Genomic DNA, 20,009 nt, shown 5'->3' on the forward strand with positions numbered 1-20,009 from the left:
AAAGCTCCTTTCGATGAGCATGACTGGCGGAGCAGGTAGGCGGCCCGCGCTTCTGTCCGGTCCGCTTCGTTGTAATGCCCGCCCTTATCCCATCGGACAACATTTAAGGGCGAAAGGCTCATTGCTCTGCAACGTGGCTGGTTGATCCGGCGCGATAGGCCTGCCATTTTTTCAGAACAGCAGGCGGCGCCCAGATCTGCGGCTCCGATGGCTCGAACCCTTGTGCCGCCTCGCGCTCGGCGACACGCTTGCTGGCGATCGAAAATGCCTGCTCGGGATCGTCTGTTGCCTGGAAGGCTTCTGCAAACAAGGCCTTGCCAAAATAAGTGAAGTCCGCTTCGTCCGTGCAGCCAAAAGACGTCCGGTCCGCGCGTGAGGCGGTAATGACCACGGTATGGTCATCCTGCAGCGGGGGAAGGAAGCCGCCGCTGTAGCAGGCTGAAACGACAACGATCTTGTCACGGTTCTTCAGCGGCTCAAGCAGGGACGCAAACTCAATGGCCGGCAAGCTGGCCAGTTGCAGACCCGGCTCGCTCAAGGATAAACGATGGTCGGAGGAGCCATGGCTGGTGAGGTAGACAAAGATCAAATCCTCAGGCCCTGAGCGCTCGGCCAGGGTGGCAATGGCGCGATGAAGATTTTCCCGCGTTGCCAGTGGGGTTACGCTTTTAAGATCACGCTGATTGATCAGGCGAACCACGCTACGGGCATTAAAACGATTGACCATCAGCTTGGCGACATAATCGGCTTCACGTTGAAACACGCGCTGATCGCCATCGCCTGCTAGAGTAATACCGTAAAGCTCGGTACTGGCCGTAGAGGGACGGACGTTATTGAGTTCCTGACCCAGGCGCTCGCCTTGTTCCAGTAGCGCAACTTCCATGGGGTCAGGTTGGTAAACACCGTCATCGCTGCGGATGAACTGGCCTTCGCTCCAGAGCCCGCTTTCGCGGCGCCCATCGGCATGGGTGTAGGTGCCATTGCCATCGAACTGGCCGTTCAGGAAGTCACCGATATACACGCTGCCGTCTGCCTCGGTGTATTGCCCCAGCCCATGGTACTGCCAGCTTTTGAAGCTGCCGCTGTAACGGCTGCCATCGCTGCCATGGTACTTGCCTTGGCCGGTCATTTCCCCTTTCTGGAAGGACCCTTCCCAGACATTACCATCTACGCTTTGATAGCGACCCTGGCCGGAGAAAGCACTGTCAACAAAGTTGCCTTCGTACAGATTGCCTTCCTGATCGACCCATTGACCTCTGCCGTTCAGGCGGCCATCCGTGAAAATGCCGTTATATTGACTGCCGTCGCTTTCAGTCCGCGCGCCGCGGCCCTGCATGCGGCCCTCGAAGAAATCACCTTCGTAACGCCAGCCGTCATTGGACTCCAAGACCCCTTTGCCATGGTACATCCCCCGGTGGAAGGAGCCTTCGTAACGTCCGCTGGGGGAGGTCAGCTGCCCCTGGCCTTCATAGAGGCCATGGTGAAAGCGGCCTCGATAGCGGGTGCCATCCACAAAAAACCGCTCGCCCAGGCCTTCGGCCAGGCCGTCTCTGAACGAGGCCCGCAGCCAGTTGCCATTGGCCCAATCGAGGCGCCCCTCACCTTGCAGGCGTCCGCGCTCCACATCGCCGTGGTAGACCGAGCCATCCGGCAGACGGATCTCGGCTGCCTGAGCGAAAGGGGCGGGAAGAATTACGAGGCTCATGGCGAGCCCCAGGGGAAGAAGCGCTCGGGTCGCCCGATAGGGCGGCCTTACCATCCAGAGGGAACGGCCCTGATGGATGCGGGCCGCCAGCCGGCGTGTGCCGGCTTTAACGGGATTCGAGACGAACCAGATGGCGTTCAAGGGTAGACGAATAGGGTTCAAGCAGGCGTTCGACACAGCTGGCACCTTCTGGACTCGCAATAGAGCGGATTCGGGCACGCTGGCGCAGCAGTTCATCATCGGCGATGCTGTGCTCGACCAGGAGCAGGTTGCGACTGTGCCGACTGAGTGCGATAGCGTTCCGGACCGTATCGTTATTGAGCAGCTCGGGCAGCTTCAGGTTCACCAGACGTTCGCCCTGCGTCAGACCCAGCTGCAGCTGCAGCGTGATCCCGCTGTCGGCTACTTCGACCTGAAGGGCATGGCCTAGCGCTCGCATGATTTCACCGCAGCACAAGGCATGAGTCAGATAATCATCTTCGCCCTGGGTTTCGTGGAAAAGGATCAGGCTGCCGCCATCGATGAGGCTATGCAGTTCACCCTTGTACAGCGAGGTGGCCTGCTCCAGGCAATCCCTGTAACGCTCCAGAAGACTGACCAGGCGCGCACGGGGCAGCTTGCGTAACTGCTCTTGAGACCCGAGCTGGATCGCCAGTACCGCGCTGGAAACGATGTCGGGTTCTGACGCCATGGCCGGTGTAACGGGCTCGGCGGCTGCCGCTGTCTCTACAACTTCGTTTTCTGCCTCGTCCGGCATGACATCGGCAAAGGCGTCTTCGTCGAACTCGTCGTCACCGTCTTCGGTAGTCACCGGTGCTTTGGCCGGTTTCTTAGCGGCTGCGGCAGCCTTGCGTGGTGAGGTGGAGCGAACCTTGATACCGGCGCTTTCATCGAGGAACGGGTTGTCCTCGTCGCCTTCTACCGGAGCTGCTGCCTTAGCTTTCTTGGACGGTTTAACCGGTGCCGGTTTGGGTTTTTCCGGGACCAACCGCGCCTGGAGCTGACGTGCCAAGTCACCAATTTCATCCTGACGACCAACGCTGGGAGCCGGATCATCCGGGTCACGCAGCCAGACGCGCAGCTCCAGCAGGGGCGTGGAAATGTTGCGGCCCAGGCGAAGGCTGAGAATCAGAGTCAGCATTAACAGGATAAGCGCCAACAATCCCATGTTTTGCAGGCTGATCACCATGGGTTGCTGGAACTGATTCATGTCCAGACTGATACGCAGCTGGCCAGTGGTCACGTCTTGAAACTTGATTGATGTGGAGTAGATGCCTTCCGCCTCGCCCAGAAGATTGCGCGTCGGGCGGGTGCCTGCTTCGGCCAGTACACGATTATCCGGGCTGAACACTGCCGCATGGGCAACCAGCGGATTACGCGCCAGATTGCCCAAGAGCACGTTGAGGCTCAGCGTATCGTTGGATACCAGCAGCTCCGTCGCTGAGGCGGCCGTCTGGGTAACCAGCGTCTGACCTACGGCATCGGCCTGTTGCTGCATGGCATGCCGGAACTGCAAGGCCACGACAACGGCATAGATCACCAGGGCGGCGATGACGAGAATAAGGCTATGGGAAACAATGCGGAGCGCGATAGGAACACGGCGCTGGCGCATTGCACGAAACAGCAGAACGAAGAAATTGTCGGGCTTGACGGTCGCGTGCCGGGTCACTGGTGAATTCTTTGGGCAAAAATGTGGAGCGAAGTATAACCAGCGACCAGAGGTCGTTAAAGCGTACTAACCGAGTCCGTCAACCACTCGTCTGCGTATGGGTGGTTCTGCACCGTTTTCGGAAACAGGTAGAATCGAGTTTTTGACCCCTTGGTGGAGGCTGCGCCTTGCGAGACATTCTTCTCATTACCAGCACCGGGTATGCCGGCCCCGGCTTGAGTGCTGCATTGACGAGCGTAGTGGCCGAGTCAGGCGCAGCGTTGCTGGATATTCGTCAGAGTCGTGTGCAGGGGGCCGTAACACTTGCGTTGCTCATCAAGTTGCCCGAAGGCGCTGATGCCGCTGCCTTGGGTGAAGCGCTCGAACTACGCGCTGCGGCCGTGGGGGCCAGAGTGCACCTGGCTGCTCTGGATGCAGAGGCTTATGCCGCGTGGCAGGCCAACGAGTTGGCTCCTCGCCATATCCTGACGCTCATGGGACGCCAGCTGGACGCCCACCAGGTTCAACATGTGAGCGAACTTGTCGAGTCCCACGGTATGACCATTGAGCGTATCGAGCGGCTGTCGGCACCTGACGCCAGGGAGCGTGCTGCGCTGGAATTCACGCTGGCGGGTGAGCCGCAGGATCTGGAGGGGCTCAAGGCTGCCTTTTTCACTGCGACCCAGAACCTTGAGATGGATATCGGATTTCAGGCTGACACGCTGTTCCGCCGCCATCGGCGACTGGCCGTATTCGACATGGATTCAACATTGATCCAGGCGGAAGTCATTGATGAGCTGGCCAAGGCCGCTGGTATCGGAGAGCGGGTTGCCGCCATCACCGAGCGAGCCATGCGCGGTGAGCTCGATTTCAGGGCCAGCTTCAAGGAGCGACTCGCCCTGCTCAACGGCCTGCCTGAAACGGTACTCGAAGACATCGGTGCAGGGCTGCGTCTGACCGAAGGCGCCGAGCGACTGTTTTCCGAGCTCAAGCGATTGGGATACAAGACCGCCATCCTGTCCGGCGGTTTTACTTACTTTGCCCGTCAGATCCAGGCTCGGCTGGGCATCGATTATGTCTATGCCAACGAGTTGGAAACAGTGGACGGCAAGGTGACCGGTGTGGCGGTAGAGCCCATTGTGGACGCGCAGCGCAAGGCCGATCTGCTGCGTGAACTGGCCATGAAGGAAGGGCTGAGCCTTGAACAGACCATTGCCGTAGGGGATGGGGCAAACGACTTGCCTATGCTGGGTCTGGCCGGGTTGGGCGTTGCCTTTCGCGCCAAGCCGCTTGTGCGTCAGTCGGCGCGCCAGTCAATTACAACACTGGGTTTGGATGGCGTGCTGTATCTGCTGGGTGTCAGAGACCGAGACCACGTGCTTTGATCAGGCGCTGAAAGAAAAGCCGGCTATTGCCGGCTTTTTCATGTCTGTCGCTTATTCGTCCGCGACGAATTCATAGTTCATTGCCTGGCTGGGTTCCTGCAGGTAGTAACCCTGGATGTAATTCACACCGGACTGCCAGAGCGTTGCGAGGATCGTGGCGTTTTCAACGAACGGCACGATGCACAGCTTTTTGTGTTCCTGAATGCCGCTAATGAGGTTTTTCAGCGTTTCCTGGTTTTCCGGATTGCCCAGGTCGCGGACAAACGAGCCGTCTACCTTGAGGAAATCGATTGGAACCTGCTTGAGAATATTGAACGGCGCCAATGCACAGCCGAATTGACCCAGAGTGACGCGATGCCCCAGCTTTTTCAGGCCGTTGGCCATGATCTTGGTCTGGTTGAGGTGAGCCAGAGCATTGGCCTCGCTAATTTGGAAGATCAGGGATTCAGACGGTAAGCGAGCGGCCTGCAAGGCCGCCTGCAGCCAGAGCAGGAGTCTTGCGTCCTGTAGCGAGGCGGCGGACAGGTGAATGAACAGGCAGGTATCGTGCCCACGGGCGCGGTGGTCGACCAATACCTTGATGGCGTTATGGATTACCCATCGGTCTATCTTTGCACTTAGTCCGCTTTCTTCCGCTACCCGGAAGAACTCGGCCGGCGGTACTTCTTCGTTCTGAGTATTGTTCAGGCGGAGCAGCACTTCATAGTGCTCGCGGCTGTCACCACGCAGGCTGATGAGTGGCTGGAAGAGCAGGCGGAAACGGCTCTGTTCCAGCGCCTGTTGCACAATGGCAATCAGGCTGCCTCGGCTGGCTGCTGCGGCCAGTTCTTCTGCCGGGTCGTATCGTTTGATGGCATTACCGCCCTGTTTAGCAATCGCCAGGGCGCAGCGGTGAGCGCGGTCCATGATTTCGTGCGCATTGACGGTCTGCTCATCAAGAGCCGTCAAGCCAATGGAATAGGAGGGTTGCAAGGCCCGCTTGTTGATTTCGATAGGCTGTGACACCGCTTGACGGAGCAGTGGTTTCAGGCGGCTTTCAAGCTGCTCGGCAGTGCTGCCCTGAACCAGGACGGCAAATGCATCGTCGCTGAACCGTGCAAGCAGTGCTGGCGGTGCGAAGTGCTCTTTCAGCTGGTTGGCCAGGGCGGCCAGCAGCGCATCAATGTCGGAAATGCCGATTTCAGCGAGGATGGCCGCGTACCGGTCCAGCTGCAGGTAGGCGAAGCTGGCTGTCTGACCGTGCTGGACCACTTTCTCCATTTCCGCTTCCAGCGCCTCTACAAGCCGGGTGCGATTCAGCAGGCCGGTGACAGGGTCTACGCTGGTGGCTTCCCGCAACTTTTCTTCCAGCTCGGCATCGTTCTGGTTGCCGTCACGGATGACAACCTGAATGCAGGGCTCATCTTCGTAGGTGGCTGGAGAGAAGCTCATGTCCGCCGTGAAGGTAGAGCCATCGGCGCGCAAGCCCTGGCAGAGGAATCGGGCTGTGCCGTTGGCTTCGGGATCGTTGGAGTATTGCTTGAGAAAATCGCGAAACGCCTGCTGATCATCGCTTGCCACCAGATCAATGACCGGCATCCCTTCCAGTTCTTCCACATCCGTATACCCGAATAGCTGCAGGTAAATGGGATTGGCATGAACATGCATCCCGTCATGGACATAGGCGATGGCATCTTCGGAGCTTTGCAAAAGTAATTGGCATCGCTTTTCTGCTTCATGCAGGGCTAGTTCGGCGGTGCGATAGGCACGCCGCACTTCCAGATTGCCAATCTCGCGCCGGGATACGAGCACGAGTCGTTCGTCTTCACCCAGCGGAACGGCATCCTGAGCCCCATTCAGTAAAGCCTGGGTAATCGCGTCGGGCTCTTCAGGGTCGACCAGCTGGATAACCGGAATATCCTTGGCCTGGCGCTTGATGGTCTTGAGCGCCTCGTGAGGAGAAAGCTCTTCACAGTTGGGCGCCGCAATGAGCAGGTCCCAACTCTGCTGAAGTGCAGTGGCCAGCTCGTCCGGCTCTGTGACGCACTGTGCCCGGGTTGCGCAGCCCGCATTTCGAAACAGACTTACCAGTCGCTCGGCTTCATTCTGTGACTCCTCAACAATGAGCAGGCGGATGGTCTTCTTTTCGATAGCCATAGGTCTACGTATGAACCCGGACAGTTAAAGCGGTTAATAATCGAAGAGGCTGGAATCTACAGAGACTTCCATAAGGAGTCAAAATCGTCCTCTGTGTTGGAGGACGGTCCCTGGCTTCCCGGCCTGGGTGTTTCTGGCGTCGGTCGCGCCTGCTCCAGCAGACGGTATTCGAAGACGCTGAAGCTAACGGTAGCATTTTGACGCCTTGTCAGCATGCCTTGTTGCTCGACTCCCTTCTGATTGATCTGAATCTTGCTGCCTTCTTGGAAGGGCAGACGCGGGGCAACGAGAGAGGGAGACTGGTCTATGGCCTTGATTTCTGGAAGCAGCAGGCCTCTCAGATATTGGCTGTGTTGCTCGGTCTTGCGAAGCAGCTGCAATCCACAGGGGCGAGCCGTAGGCGCCAACAGCTCGACGCCCATCTGGGTACCGCTGCCAGGGACCTGGCGTATCCAGCGAATGACTGCAATCCCCCAGCTGTTCTCGTTCAGGCCGCGCAGCCCCAGCACTTCACCCGCTTGCAGTTGGTCCGGCACTTCCCCAGGCCAGCTGACGCAGTAGCCGCCCGGACTGTGATTGACGATGGGCAGCGAGAAGAGGGGGTAGGTTTTATCCAGCTCAATCTGTTCGCTTTTCACATCCACAGGCGTGTCGTAGTGGATTTCCTCATGCGCGTCCAAACTTGTATTGTGCTCGGCATCGAAGGCCAGTGACCATACATCCGACGTCTTCTCGGCCGGGGCAAAGTCCGGCTTGGACTTGGGCGGTTCCGGCAGGTTGAGCGTCTGGGCAAAGGCTACGCGACCCGAAAGGTGATAGTGCAGCGCACTCATGCCAATGCAGATCTCCAGGCGTCCTTGACCCGGGGTGCGCTGAAAGGCCCGGTCGGATTCCTGCCCCCATGCCGCGCGCAGGTGTTGCAGCAGGTCCGTGCTGATGTCCGGCTGCACTGGCAGGCGTGCACGGCTGCGCTCCTCCGGTGGCAATGCCAGATAATCAGAAATCTGGCTGACCAATACCTGTGTTGACAGGCCTAGCAGGCCGCTCAGGCTGGCCTCCTTGAGGAGGGTTCGGTAACGTGGCGGCGCATCGATCTGAGGTGCGACTACAAACAGTACGCCTGGCTGGTCAGCGGGTTTTATCTGCACGAGATTTGCCCATTGATCGAGGTACTCGACCAGCTGGGCAATCTGACGCTGGCGCATCTGGTTACACCGCGCTGCCCCAAATAACAGCGGGACAGCATAGGCCTCCTGCAAACTCTGGCCGTCAGGGCGCGTCAGTAGGTCGTCCCGTACACGCTGGCCCTGCAGGTTGAGACGCAGGGCGATCTGGAAGAGCTGATGCAGCTCCAGCCAGAGATGATCGGCTGCTGGGGTATACAATTGGGCTGCGCGAATCAGCGGGCCGTAAAGGCCTTTCATGGCGCGCTGTAGGGCCAATGGCAACAGGCTGGCCCGATCACGCGAGGGCGTATTGAGTTCGTCGACCACCACCAACTTGTAGCCTGCCGCCATATGGTTCTGTAGCGCCTGACACAGGTTGGCTACCTTGCGTGAGCGCTCGTCCAGCACAATGGGCTGGTCAAGAACATGGCGTTCGAGCATGACACACGTCCGGTTCACTTCCGGTCGCAATAACTCAAGCATGCGCAGACGTTGATCGTTCGACTGGATCAGCTGGTTGATTTCCAGCATCCCCTGGTACAACAGACGCGCCACTTCCCCGAGCTTTGCTCGCGGCAATTGGTCCAGCCAGCGTTTCAATCCGGCGGGGCTGGCTTCGCAGAACGTAAGGCTCCGCTGCGTGGGCGTCGGTACCCGCAGCAACTGCTGAGGGCCTTTACTATCCATTGACTGTCGGTTCTCCAGACTGAGCGGCGATAACAGTCATTATCCCCAATATTCAACTACTGGACGCCAGCGGTATCGGGCTAGCGTCCCTGTGTCGCAGGTGTCAGACGTCTCCCAACAGAGGCTCGATAACCTCGGCGACCTTGGGCGAGCCAATCTGCTGTCCCATATTGACCGTGCTGAAGGCGCCTAGCTCCTGAGCCCAGTTCACTTGATCAGGGCCAAACAGGACGATAACCGTGGAGCCCAGCTTGAAACGGCCCATTTCTTCACCTTTTTCCAGATGAATGAGCGCACGTGCCGCTTCGTCGTAACGTGTTGTTTTCAACATGCGCTTGGGTGGTGTCACCATACCGGCCCAAACGGTCTCGATACTGGCCACGATCATGGCACCGACCAGAATCATGGCCATCGGACCGCGTTCGGTATCGAAGATGCACACGACACGTTCATTGCGGGCAAACAATTCCGGAACGTTCTCGGCGGTCAGGTGATTGACCGAAAAGATTCGCCCGGGCACATACACCATCTCTTTCAGCGTGCCGGAAATGGGCATGTGTACGCGGTGATAGTCCTTGGGCGATAAGTAGATCGTCGCGAACGATCCACCCATGAACGGTGCAGCCCGTTGGGCATCACCACCTACAAGCTCCAGCAGACTGTAGCTATGCCCCTTGGCCTGAAAAATACGGCCATGCTCGACCTGACCGATCTGGCTGACTTCGCCGTCGCTCGGGCTAACAATGGCTGTCGGATCTTCCGGTAGCGGACGTGCATCTGGCTTTAAGCTGCGGGTAAAGAATGCATTGAAGTTTTCGTATGCCGTCAGGTCTTCGACCTGAGCCTGGCGCATATCCACGTCGTAGCGACGGGCAAACCATGCCGTCAGGGCATTCTTGAACCAAGGCATCCGGCACTCGGCGAAGCCGCCAATCAACCGTGAAAGGAAGTGATGAGGCAGTACGTGCTGGCTAAGAATGAACAGGCGGTCTTTCAAATTCATGGTGTGTCCTTGAGCGGCAATATATGAAGCGTGAACCCGCGGGCGAGGCCAGACAAGGCAAAACAGAAAAGGCCGGGTCAGATTGCTGTGACCCGGTTCTCGTTTCATTGTACAGCCATTCGGCTCGCCGCTGGAAACCCGCTATCAGCGTTCGACCGGTGTATCCGGATGATTTCCCCATTCTCCCCAGGAGCCGGCATAACCCTTGATTCGGGGGTAGCCCAGCGCCTTGGCGACCAGATAGGTAAATCCCGAGCGGTGGTGCGTCTGGCAATGGGTAATCACTTCCTTATCGGGCGTGATCCCCAAGGCATTAAGTGTTTCGGCCATATCGCTGCGGATACGCAGGCTATGTGCCGGGTCCATGCCGGCCGTCCACTCGAAATTGATGGCGCCCGGGATATGCCCGCCCTTGGCTGCCAGGACTTTTTCGCCTCGATATTCCTGTGGCCCGCGTGCATCCCAGATGGCCAGATCTTCCGCACCCAAGCGGCTCTGCAGATACTCACGCGTTGCAGTAGGCTCATCATGCAGCGTGAGGTTAACCGGCGTATCCACCGGCGGTGGCACATCCTGCGTCAATGGCAGGCCCGCTTCGATCCAGGCATGACGGCCGCCGTTAAGGTAATGGTAGCGGTGATGACCGATCACATCCAGCAACCAGATGAACCGTCCTGCCCAGCCACCGCCTTCGTCGTCATACACGACATAAACGGCCTCAGGGCGATGGCCCAGTTCGCTGAACAACATTTCCAGGTCGGCTTTTTCAGGGAGAAGCCCTGGCGCTGGAGGTTTGCCCAATTGTGTACGCTGGGGCGCAATGAAGTGGGCGCCGGGCACATGCCCCTCGGCATAATGCGCAGCGCTGGATAGATCGACCAGAATCAGCTCCGGCGTGTCGAGGCGGGCGGCAAGGTCGGCAGGCTCGATCACGAGCGGCAGGTCTGTAAAGGACATATCAGGTCATCCGGTCTGAAATCATGGGTTCGATTGTAGCGATCATGTGAGTCGTTGGGCGTAACTCGTCACGCCACGCTCGATGCAGGTGACAGTTTTATTGATAGCCTGCTGGTCGCGCTCGGAAAACGGCTCGCCTCCGTTGTCAATGATAGCCAGCATCGAAACGCGACCTTTGTTGCCCATCGAGCGCAGCACCATGTGTGAGTGTGGAAACAGGGCTTGCAGATTACCAGGCAGGTGAGGGCGAAACTGAGCGCTGTTCTCCGGGGTAATACGAAGTTGGGCGGGATCGCTCATCAGCTTGCGCAGCAGGGGATGATTGTTGATAGGCAGCTGAAGCCCCTTGGCTGCCTCGGGCAGGCCATGGATGCCTTGGGCCATGAGCACTGTTTGGTCCGCATCGGGTGTCAACAGGAGCAGGCGTGGCAGGCCGGTTGCCGCCAAGGCATCCCTGGCGCAAGCCGTCAGCTGGATGCCGTTGCTAAAGGAACTGGGCGTCTTTACCAGTTCGGCACAATATCGGCGCCATGCGTCCAGCCCATCGCCTGGCGTTTGGTTATTGGCCGCGGCTGATTGGGTGTCAGGCGCGGCCTTCTTGTTTGAGTGCAGGCGTCTTGCATCCCAGGGCCAGATCAGGGCTTCGGCCGGATGCCAAAGGCCTGGAATGAACTGTTGGCGAGCATGCTGCGCGGCGGCCTGATGGGTGACCTGCTGAATATGATCCAGTGACTCATGCATATAGAGGCCGACCAGCCGTTGCCAGCGGAGGATGTGCGGGTTGCTCCAGCTCTGGTGGGCGGCCACGGCCAGGCCATTCGCCAACAGAATTGTGTTGCCGGGCTGGGTGAGCCACCGACGTAGCGGCAAGTCCTCATCCAGGCGCTGTTGCTGCTGAAGAGGATGGGCATCGTTGTGGGCAATGTGCAGCGCCTTGACCAGGCGGCGACGGTCCTTCACCAGCAGGCGATATCCGTCTACAACCCAGGCGGGCAGGCTCCAGCGCTCGGCTAGGGTCAGGCACAGGTCCAGAAGGGGTACGCCAAGCAGCTCCTGCTCGACCGTGATGGCCGGCTCGTTGTTGCCCAGTACCCGCTGCTCCCATTCTTCCCAGAGTTCTGGATAAGCCTGAGCCAGTGGCCACACGGGCGCCAGGAACAGAAGCGTAGAGAGACGAACCTCCTGGCGCAGGCGAGCCAGGGTATTGCCGAAGAGGCCATTGGCCTGCGCCATGGCGTGTTCGCTGATCAACAAGAGCTGCGAAAGGGCTGGCGAGTATTTCTCTTTAGCTTCCGACGGAAGTGCCGATAACAGGTACTCAGTAGGACCCAGCCCGAGCCGGCTCAAGGCTACTTCCAGCGAAACCGCAGGATTCTCCCGGCCAAGCTGGCTTCGATTGGACTCCCTTAGCAGCACCAGCGACAGGATCGGTGACTGAAGCGCCACCTCGGCAATTTCAGGAACGGTCTTGTTGCCATTGGCCAGAGCCCTGCGGACATCTTCCTTGACTTCCTGGGGTACGGATAAACGTACGCTTTCCAGCCTTTTCAGCCAGGCGTCGAGCGTATTTGGACGAGCGGTAGTAATGGACATAGAGAGCTCGCATGAATGGCTTACAGAAATACCTACAGTCTGGCGCAGATTATCCGATAACTAAATCAGCAGCCTCTTTGTGGGCCCTTGTTTAACTAGAAGTGTTTGAAAATCATGGTCAAGATCATCGGCATTATCGTTGTCATCGGTAGCATACTCGCAGGCTTCGTGCTATCGGGCGGCAGTATCATGGCTCTCGTGCATCCTTACGAAGTGCTGACGATTGGTGGCGCTTCGTTGGGTGCCTTTTTACAGGCCAACTCGGGCAGCACCTTCAAGATCGTGTTTAAGAAGTCTTTGTCCATGTTTGGTCATCGCTTCACTCATGCGTACTACCTGGACGTGCTCAAGCTACTCTACGAAATCCTCAACAAGAGCCGTCGTGAGGGCATGATGTCCATCGAGGGCGATATTGAAGAGCCTAACGAAAGCCCAATCTTCAGCAAATACCCAGCCATCCTCAAAGATGCACGGATGACAGCCTTCATCACTGATTATCTGCGTCTGATGTCGTCTGGCAATATGGCTCCGCACGAATTGGAAGGGTTATTCGACATGGAGCTGAACAGCACCAAGGCTGACCTTGAGCACCCCTCTCATGCCGTAGCCAAGATCGCCGACGGTATGCCAGCCATGGGTATTGTGGCAGCGGTACTGGGTATCGTAATTACCATGGGCCTGTTGGCCGAAGGGGACACCATCAAGATTGGTGCGAGCGTAGGTACTGCCCTGGTAGGTACTTTCCTGGGTATTCTGGCGTCCTACGGCTTCTTTGCACCCTTGGCTGCCTCGCTCGAGCATGACGCCAAGGAAGAACTGAACGTTCTCGAGTCCATCAAGGCCACCCTGGTTGCTTCCGCATCGGGCATGCCGCCAACCGTGGCTGTCGAGTTCGGTCGTAAAGTCCTGTATCCCGCCCATCGCCCAAGCTTCATCGAGCTTGAGCAAGCAATGCGCGGCGCGTGAGGTTAAGCCATCATGGATAACAACCAGCCCATTATCATAAAGCGCGTCAAGAAAGTTGAAGGCGGGCACCATGGCGGCGCCTGGAAGATTGCCTTCGCCGACTTCATGACAGCCCTGATGGCGTTCTTCCTGGTGATGTGGCTGTTGATTTCGACCACTCCCGAGCAGCGGATCGCCATTTCAGGCTACTTTCAGGACCCGATCGGGTTTACGGAAAGCGGAAGTCCTTATGTGATCGACCTTGGCGGTACGCCAACACCGTCTCCCAATCAGACGCTGAACCCGACGATGGAAAATGACCCCAAGACGCCGGATTCACCTGATAGCACTGATGAGGAACAGATCGACCAGACTACCAAGCCGAGTCCGGCTGATGCGGGCGGCATTGATGCTCAGCAGGCCGAGAACATCGCGGAGAAGATCGACAAGGAGCGCCTGCAACTGCTCCTGCAGGAATTGCAGAACAAGATCAACGATAACCCGGATCTGCAGCGTTTCAAGGATCAGATCCTGCTCGAGATCACTCAGGACGGCCTGCGTATCCAGATCGTCGATGCGGAAAATCGGCCGATGTTCGACTCGGGCAGTGCTGAGCTGAAGATGTACTTCGAGAATATCCTGCTGGCCATGGCGGATACGATCAGGGAAGTTCCGAACAAGATCAGCATCAGCGGTCACACCGATGCCAAGCCGTTCGTAGGGAAGGGGTACTACGGCAACTGGGAATTGTCGGCTGCTCGTGCCAATGCGGCCCGTCGAGCGCTGGTGGCAGGTAGTTACCCAGAGAACCAGGTGGCCCGTGTAGTAGGGTATGCCTCGTCGGCACTGTTCGATCGCAAGGACCCGCTCGACCCGGTCAACCGTCGTATCGACATTGTTGTTCTGACCAAGAAGGCTCAGAAGGCCATCGAGGGTGACAATGGCGGCCAAGCCGATACCCCGCCGACCGCGACTCCGGGCCAGGCTCCGGCAGGCAGCGACACGGGTGCCTCGACCGATAGCCCCGGTAGCGTGAAGGCTACGAGTAATCTGGCCAACCCGCTCAAGGGCATCGACCTGAAGAAGGAAATCAATGCCTTCGACGACGGTGCTCTGCAAATGAGCCCGCCGCCTAAGCCCTAGCGGTAAAGAGGGTCTGCCCGGACCTAGTACTCAGGTTCGGGCAGGCTGGCGATAATGTGACGGTAACTGGCCATGCGTTGAGGGTGAATTCGTCCCTCTTCCTGCGCCGCTAGAAAAGCACAGCCCGGCTCCCGGTCGTGCTTACAGTCACGGAAGCGGCAATGCCCGATAAGGTCGGTGAACTCGATAAAGCCGGCTTCCACATCCTGACGGCTTACATGACCCAGGCCGAACTCGCGGATACCGGGTGAGTCGATCAGATCGCCACCGCCCGGGAAGTGGAACAGGCGGGCAGTGGTGGTCGTATGCGTTCCTTTGCCAGTTATCTCGGACAAAGCCCCGACACGCGTGTCCACGCCCGGCAGCAAGGCGTTTACCAGCGATGATTTGCCTACACCGGACTGCCCTACGAAAACACTGATGTGTCCATCGAGCGTCTCTTTCAGCTTGTCCAGGCTTAGGCCGTTCAACGCCGATACTTCGAGCAAGGGGTAGCCCAGGTTGTTGTAGATGCCCAGCAGGTTATCCATCCGCTCGGCATTACTTTCATCGATCAGATCAGCCTTGTTCAACAGTAGAATAGGCTGAATGCTGGCATGCTCGGCTGCGACCAGATAGCGGTCGATCAGGTTGCTGTGGGGCTCGGGAATCGGCGCAAATACAATGATCAATCGATCGACGTTGGCCGCAACTGGCTTCAGGACACCCCGCATGTCGGGACGGCACAGCTCCGAAATTCGAGGCAGCTGGGCGACGATAACGCCAATGCCCTGATTACCCGCCCGCCAGACTACCCTGTCTCCCGTCACCAGGGCTGGCAGGTTGGCGCGCAAGTGGCAGCGCTGGAGCTGGCCGTCTTCGCCCTCCACCTCTACCTGTACACCAAAGTGGGCAATGATCCGACCCGTCAACTCCGGGCCCAGGTCGCCACCCTCAAGCTCTTCGATCAACCGGGACTCCCGACGCTCGGCGCGAGCCGCACGTTCGGTCTGAATCTTTTCAATACGCCAGCTTTGCCGGCGAGTGAGGTGGCGTTTGGCCATTAAGTAGCTCGATAAACCTGAAGTAAAGATAAAGTCTAACAGGCGGTTCGTCTGCCGGGGCAGAGATCGTCCAGCGGTCGGATCTTGGCTAGACTGCACAGCATTATCCGCTGTTATGACTTGGCCATATGCCCGACACCTTACGCCGCCGATATCCCGCTATCCTTGCATTACTGGTGCAGGTGCTTGCACTGCTTGTTACCTGGATTGTTCTACAGGTTGGTCTGGTTACGCTCCATTACCGCGCACCGTTGATCGGTGCGGCGTGCCTGCAAGGGGTCCTGGCCGCAGCGCTTGGGCAGTGGATGGGCCTGCACCGTTGGTGGCTCTTCATCAATCTGGCTTTCGTACCAGCCCTGGTTGCCTTCGCCGGTTATGCCATTCCCGGTTGGGTCTTTCTCGCAGGATTTTTCGTTATTCTGCTCTTGAACTGGAACAGCCTGACCGAACGGGTTCCGCTCTATCTGACCGGGCATGAGACACAGCGAAAGCTCAGTGAGCTGATAGCCGAACGATCAGACAAGGTGTCTTTCATCGACCTGGGAAGCGGTCTGGCCGGAACGCTCGTCTATCTGTCGCGTTTACACCCTAAGAGCCATTTTACGGGCGTCGAGACCGCGCCGATGAGTTTTCTGCTCTCCTGGCTGCGCTGCCTACCGCGGCGTAACTGTCGGATTCGTTATCAGAGCCTCTGGAAAGTCGATCTGGCTGAATACGATGTCGTCTACTGTTTTCTCTCGCCCGCCCCAATGCCTGACCTATGGAAAAAAGCGCAGGCCGAAATGCGTCCGGGTGCGCTGTTTGTCAGCAACACGTTCGAGATTCCGGGTGTGCCTCCCCGGCAGGTCATCGAGCTGAATGACTGGCGCCAGTCGAAAATTCTCATCTGGCAACGCTGACGGCGTGGCGCAAGGCCAGCCGAGCTGTATTTATTCCGCTAAACTGCCTGCATTGCTTAAGGAGTATTGCCATGCAGAATGACCAGAACCTGATCTGGATCGACCTCGAAATGACCGGCCTGGATCCGGATAACGATGTGATCATAGAAATGGCCACCATCGTGACGGACAGTGAGCTGAACACCTTGGCCGAAGGTCCGGTCATCGCGATTCATCAGCCGGACGAGATTCTGAACGGCATGGACGAGTGGAACACACGTCAGCACGGCCAGTCAGGCCTGACCCAGCGGGTCCGCGAAAGCACCATCAGCATGGCGGAGGCCGAGCGCCAGACCCTGGCCTTCCTCGAGCAGTGGGTGCCGGCGCGCAAGTCGCCCATTTGCGGAAACAGCATTTGCCAGGACCGCCGCTTTCTTTATCGGCACATGCCGCAGCTGGAAGCCTATTTCCACTATCGCAACCTGGATGTTTCAACCCTGAAAGAGCTGGCGGCGCGATGGGCTCCTCATGTCCGTGATGGCGTAAAGAAGACCGGCAGTCATCTGGCGTTGGACGATATCCGTGACTCCATTGAGGAGCTGCGCTACTACCGCAAGCATTTCATCAAGGTCTAGGCATAGCCGTGACGACCCAGCGCCCACTCCACATGTTCACGTACAAGTGGGGATGGGTGTTGCTGGTGCACCTTCAATGCTTCGACCACCGGAATGCTGGTAGGCGCGTTGCCCAGCGCCACCGCCAGGTTGCGCAGCCAGCGCTCGTAGCCTGCCCGGCGCAAGGGCGAACCCTCCGTACGGCTTAGAAATTCGTCTTCCGTCCAACGAAATAGCGTCACCAGATCACTGTTGTCCAGGTTATGCCGTGGCTGGAAGTCCGGTTGCGCGGTGGGTTTGGCGAATCGGTTCCAGGGGCAGACAATCTGGCAGTCATCGCAGCCAAAGACCCGGTTGCCGATCAACGGGCGCAGTTCCTCGGGAATCGAGCCCTTGAACTCGATCGTCAGGTAGGAAATGCAGCGCCGCGCATCCAGTACATAGGGGGCAACGAACGCCTGTGTCGGACAGATATCCATGCAGGCGCTGCATCGGCCACAGTGATTGCTGGGATGAGGCTCATCGACAGGTAAGGGTAGGTCGGTAAAGAGTTCTCCCAGAAAGAAATAACTGCCTGCCTTGCGGTTGAGCACCAGCGTGTTCTTGCCGATCCAGCCCAGGCCGGCCTTTTCCGCCAGCGCTTTCTCAAGCACAGGGGCGCTGTCGACGAATGCACGGTAGCCGAACGGGCCAATCGCGGCTTGAATACGTTCGGCCAGCTGTTGCAGCCGTTTGCGGATCAGTTTGTGATAATCGCGGCCCAGAGCGTAGCGAGAGATATAGGCGTGTGCAGGGTCCGCCAGTCGCTTCGCCATGTCGGTATCGCCCGGCAGATAATCCATACGAAGCGAAACGATCCGTAGCGTACCTGGCACCAGTTCGTCCGGGCGCGAACGTTTTTGCCCGTGTGCGGCCATATAGTCCATCTCGCCGTGATAGCCCGCGGCCAGCCAGCGCTCGAGGTACGCTTCGTGGTCGCCCAGCGCTACACCGGTAATGCCGGTCTGCTGAAAGCCCAGCTCGCGACCCCATTCCTTGATGGAGGCTGCTAGCGTATCGAGATCGAGTGCGTAAGAAGACATGACGTGTTTAAGTTACTGACGAGAACCTATTTTGCCAGACCTTGGAGCTTGGTATCGCATGCACGACGAACTGCCGCTTTCCCTCTATAGCGCTGCGCAGGTACGAGCGCTCGACGCGCGTCTGATCGAATCGGGTACTTCCGGTTTCGAACTTATGCACCGTGCCGCGCGAGCCGCCTGGCGGTCCCTGCGTCAACGCTGGCCCGATGCCGGTGCACTGACTGTTTTTGCCGGGGGCGGTAACAATGGCGCAGACGGTTATCTAATCGCCTCGCTTGCTCAGCGGAGTGGCTGGCCGGTAAACGTGTATTACCTGAGCGACCCTGAAAAGCTCGAAGGCGATGCGGCCAAGGCATATATGGAGGCCAAGGGTACCGGTATCAACCCGGAGCCTTGGCGAGCGGGCGTAAAGCTGACAGGCGTTGTAGTGGACGCCCTGCTGGGTACCGGCTTTTCCGGCGAGGTACGTGAGCCGTATGCCAAGGCCATCGAGCAGATCAATAGCTGCGACCTTCCGGTCGTGGCCGTCGATATTCCCTCGGGGCTCAACGCTGATACAGGCTTTGTCAAGGATCAAGCCGTCAAAGCCAACCTTACCATTACCTTTATCGGTCTCAAGCTTGGCCTGTTGACAGGCAATGGGCCTGACTACTGCGGCAGTATCGAGTTTGCCGCCCTGGTTGAGGAACCCCAGAATCCTGCCGATGCCATGGCGCAACGCCTGGCGCCCCGTAATCTGCCCAAGCTTAAGCCGCGTAAGCGCAGCTCGCACAAGGGCAACTTCGGCCATGTGTTGGTCATTGGAGGGGATGAGGGCACTGGAGGCGCTGCGCTCATGGCCTCCGAGGCAGCGCTCCGCTGCGGCGCCGGCATGATTTCCCTGGCTACGCGACCTTCGAATGTGGCGCCTGTGCTGGCACGTCGACCTGAAGTGATGGTGGCAGGTGTCGAGTCCGCGGGTAAAGTCATTGCCCTGGCAGAAAAAGCCGATGTCCTGGCCGTCGGGCCTGGTCTGGGGCAGGGCGCCTGGAGCCGCAGTGTGATCAGCGTGGCGGCGTCCCGAGAAGTACCTCAGGTATGGGATGCCGATGCGCTCAACCTGCTGGCCAGCCAGGCGGTCACCAAGCCCAGGGGCGAGTGGATCATGACCCCTCACCCAGGTGAGGCTGCGCGCCTGTTGCGCAGCGATATTGCCACGATTCAGAGTCGACGCCCGGCCGCAGCCCGAAAGCTGGCGGAGCACTATGGCGCAGTGGTACTGCTCAAAGGCCTCGGGACGCTTATTGCTGCACCGGATGGCCGCATGGCGCTCTGCGGGCGTGGTCACCCGGCGATGTCTACCGGTGGCGCAGGTGATGTGCTCACAGGCATTATTGCTGCCTTACTGGCACAACACCTCTCGGTGTTCGATGCTGCCTGCCTGGGCGCCTGGCTACATGGCCGTGCAGGAGAGCTGCTGGGACAGCATGGTCGAGGACTGGCTGCCAGTGATTTACCCGATACCGTTCGTCAGCTTTTAGAGAGTTACAATCCATGTCTGCAGTAACGCCTTCGTCCGAGACGATAACCCTGTTCGCGCCTGACGAGGACGCCATGACAGCCCTGGGCAGCATGATAGCCCAGGCCAGCGGCGGCCGTGGAACGCTTTATCTTCACGGAGACCTCGGAGCCGGCAAGACGACCTTGTCACGCGGCATCGTGCGGGGTCTAGGCCATACAGGTGCGGTCAAGAGCCCTACCTTTACGCTGGTCGAGCCGTACGAGATCGGTGAGATCCGGGTCTACCATTTCGATCTGTATCGTCTGGCTGATCCGGAAGAACTCGAGTTCATGGGAATCCGGGATTACTTCACCGGTGATGCCCTTTGTCTGATCGAATGGCCTGAACGGGGCATGGGGCTTTTGCCAAAGCCGGACCTGGACATTACCATTACGCCGCATGCGGGCGGCCGTAACGTGCAGTTGGTTTTTCAAGGCTCACATGGTGATGCCTGGCGTGCCGCCCTATCCACAGGAGTTTGATG

Annotated in this window: 16 protein-coding genes; 7 read left to right on the forward strand and 9 right to left on the reverse strand. The window is 58.5% G+C overall.

Annotated elements, in window-relative coordinates; genetic code table 11:
• Positions 1-118: 118 nt before the first annotated feature.
• Together HMPREF1487_RS11930 and HMPREF1487_RS11935 are read right to left on the reverse strand one after the other, a co-directional pair.
• The gene (locus tag HMPREF1487_RS11930) at positions 119-1,882 is read right to left on the reverse strand and encodes a C13 family peptidase (protein ID WP_256205590.1); all 1,764 of its coding nucleotides are present in this window, start codon (positions 1,880-1,882) and stop codon (positions 119-121) included.
• Positions 1,812-3,374 carry a HAMP domain-containing protein gene (locus tag HMPREF1487_RS11935; protein WP_010796903.1) on the reverse strand — a complete coding sequence of 521 codons (1,563 nt, stop codon included), beginning with the start codon at positions 3,372-3,374 and terminating at the stop codon, positions 1,812-1,814. Before HMPREF1487_RS11935 ends, HMPREF1487_RS11930 begins: the two co-directional genes overlap by 71 nt.
• 167 nt (positions 3,375-3,541) lie before the next feature.
• Between HMPREF1487_RS11935 and serB the strand changes: the two genes are divergently transcribed.
• Positions 3,542-4,738: a phosphoserine phosphatase SerB gene (serB, locus tag HMPREF1487_RS11940; RefSeq protein WP_010796904.1), complete on the forward strand. Its 1,197-nt coding sequence runs from the start codon at positions 3,542-3,544 to the stop codon at positions 4,736-4,738.
• Between the two features lie 51 nt (positions 4,739-4,789).
• On the opposite strand, the gene HMPREF1487_RS11945 is transcribed toward serB, so the two are convergent.
• The 5 genes from HMPREF1487_RS11945 to HMPREF1487_RS11965 all read right to left on the reverse strand — a co-directional run bounded on the left by HMPREF1487_RS11945 (position 4,790) and on the right by HMPREF1487_RS11965 (position 12,280).
• Positions 4,790-6,874: an EAL domain-containing response regulator gene (locus HMPREF1487_RS11945; RefSeq protein ID WP_010796905.1), complete on the reverse strand. Its 2,085-nt coding sequence runs from the start codon at positions 6,872-6,874 to the stop codon at positions 4,790-4,792.
• A gap of 56 nt (positions 6,875-6,930) precedes the next feature.
• On the reverse strand, positions 6,931-8,727 hold the full coding sequence (locus HMPREF1487_RS11950; protein ID WP_010796906.1) for a hypothetical protein: 1,797 nt from the start codon (positions 8,725-8,727) through the stop codon (positions 6,931-6,933).
• Between the two features lie 103 nt (positions 8,728-8,830).
• Positions 8,831-9,724 (reverse strand): archaetidylserine decarboxylase, encoded by an 894-nt coding sequence (asd, locus tag HMPREF1487_RS11955; RefSeq protein ID WP_037030727.1) that lies wholly within the window; start codon positions 9,722-9,724, stop codon positions 8,831-8,833.
• A 150-nt stretch (positions 9,725-9,874) separates the two neighbouring features.
• Entirely contained in the window at positions 9,875-10,687 is an 813-nt protein-coding gene (rhdA, locus tag HMPREF1487_RS11960; protein WP_010796908.1) for a thiosulfate sulfurtransferase, read from the reverse strand.
• Between the two features lie 42 nt (positions 10,688-10,729).
• Positions 10,730-12,280 (reverse strand): HDOD domain-containing protein, encoded by a 1,551-nt coding sequence (locus tag HMPREF1487_RS11965; protein ID WP_010796909.1) that lies wholly within the window; start codon positions 12,278-12,280, stop codon positions 10,730-10,732.
• Positions 12,281-12,394: 114 nt separating this feature from the next.
• Here HMPREF1487_RS11965 and motA point away from each other — a divergent pair, with 114 nt between their 5' ends.
• Together motA and motB are read left to right on the forward strand one after the other, a co-directional pair.
• Positions 12,395-13,246: a flagellar motor stator protein MotA gene (gene motA, locus HMPREF1487_RS11970; RefSeq protein WP_010796910.1), complete on the forward strand. Its 852-nt coding sequence runs from the start codon at positions 12,395-12,397 to the stop codon at positions 13,244-13,246.
• Between the two features lie 12 nt (positions 13,247-13,258).
• Positions 13,259-14,368: a flagellar motor protein MotB gene (gene motB / locus HMPREF1487_RS11975; RefSeq protein ID WP_010796911.1), complete on the forward strand. Its 1,110-nt coding sequence runs from the start codon at positions 13,259-13,261 to the stop codon at positions 14,366-14,368.
• 23 nt (positions 14,369-14,391) lie between these two features.
• On the opposite strand, the gene rsgA is transcribed toward motB, so the two are convergent.
• Positions 14,392-15,411 (reverse strand): small ribosomal subunit biogenesis GTPase RsgA, encoded by a 1,020-nt coding sequence (gene rsgA / locus HMPREF1487_RS11980; RefSeq protein WP_010796912.1) that lies wholly within the window; start codon positions 15,409-15,411, stop codon positions 14,392-14,394.
• Positions 15,412-15,539: 128 nt separating this feature from the next.
• Between rsgA and HMPREF1487_RS11985 the strand changes: the two genes are divergently transcribed.
• Complete coding sequence (locus HMPREF1487_RS11985) at positions 15,540-16,310, forward strand: SAM-dependent methyltransferase (RefSeq protein ID WP_010796913.1); 771 nt, start codon at positions 15,540-15,542, stop codon at positions 16,308-16,310.
• A gap of 71 nt (positions 16,311-16,381) precedes the next feature.
• The gene (gene orn, locus HMPREF1487_RS11990) at positions 16,382-16,924 is read left to right on the forward strand and encodes an oligoribonuclease (protein WP_010796914.1); all 543 of its coding nucleotides are present in this window, start codon (positions 16,382-16,384) and stop codon (positions 16,922-16,924) included.
• Here the strand turns inward: orn and queG are convergent.
• Entirely contained in the window at positions 16,921-17,985 is a 1,065-nt protein-coding gene (queG, locus tag HMPREF1487_RS11995) for a tRNA epoxyqueuosine(34) reductase QueG (RefSeq protein WP_010796915.1), read from the reverse strand. The genes orn and queG overlap by 4 nt on opposite strands.
• Positions 17,986-18,043: 58 nt before the next feature.
• Between queG and HMPREF1487_RS12000 the strand changes: the two genes are divergently transcribed.
• Positions 18,044-19,531, forward strand: coding sequence for a bifunctional ADP-dependent NAD(P)H-hydrate dehydratase/NAD(P)H-hydrate epimerase (locus HMPREF1487_RS12000; RefSeq protein WP_010796916.1), 1,488 nt, complete (start codon positions 18,044-18,046; stop codon positions 19,529-19,531).
• Positions 19,519-20,007, forward strand: coding sequence for a tRNA (adenosine(37)-N6)-threonylcarbamoyltransferase complex ATPase subunit type 1 TsaE (tsaE, locus tag HMPREF1487_RS12005; protein ID WP_010796917.1), 489 nt, complete (start codon positions 19,519-19,521; stop codon positions 20,005-20,007). Before HMPREF1487_RS12000 ends, tsaE begins: the two co-directional genes overlap by 13 nt.
• The last annotated feature ends 2 nt before the right edge of the window (positions 20,008-20,009 follow it).

Source organism: Pseudomonas sp. HPB0071 (assembly GCF_000478505.2).
Lineage (GTDB): Bacteria > Pseudomonadota > Gammaproteobacteria > Pseudomonadales > Pseudomonadaceae > Chryseomonas > Chryseomonas luteola.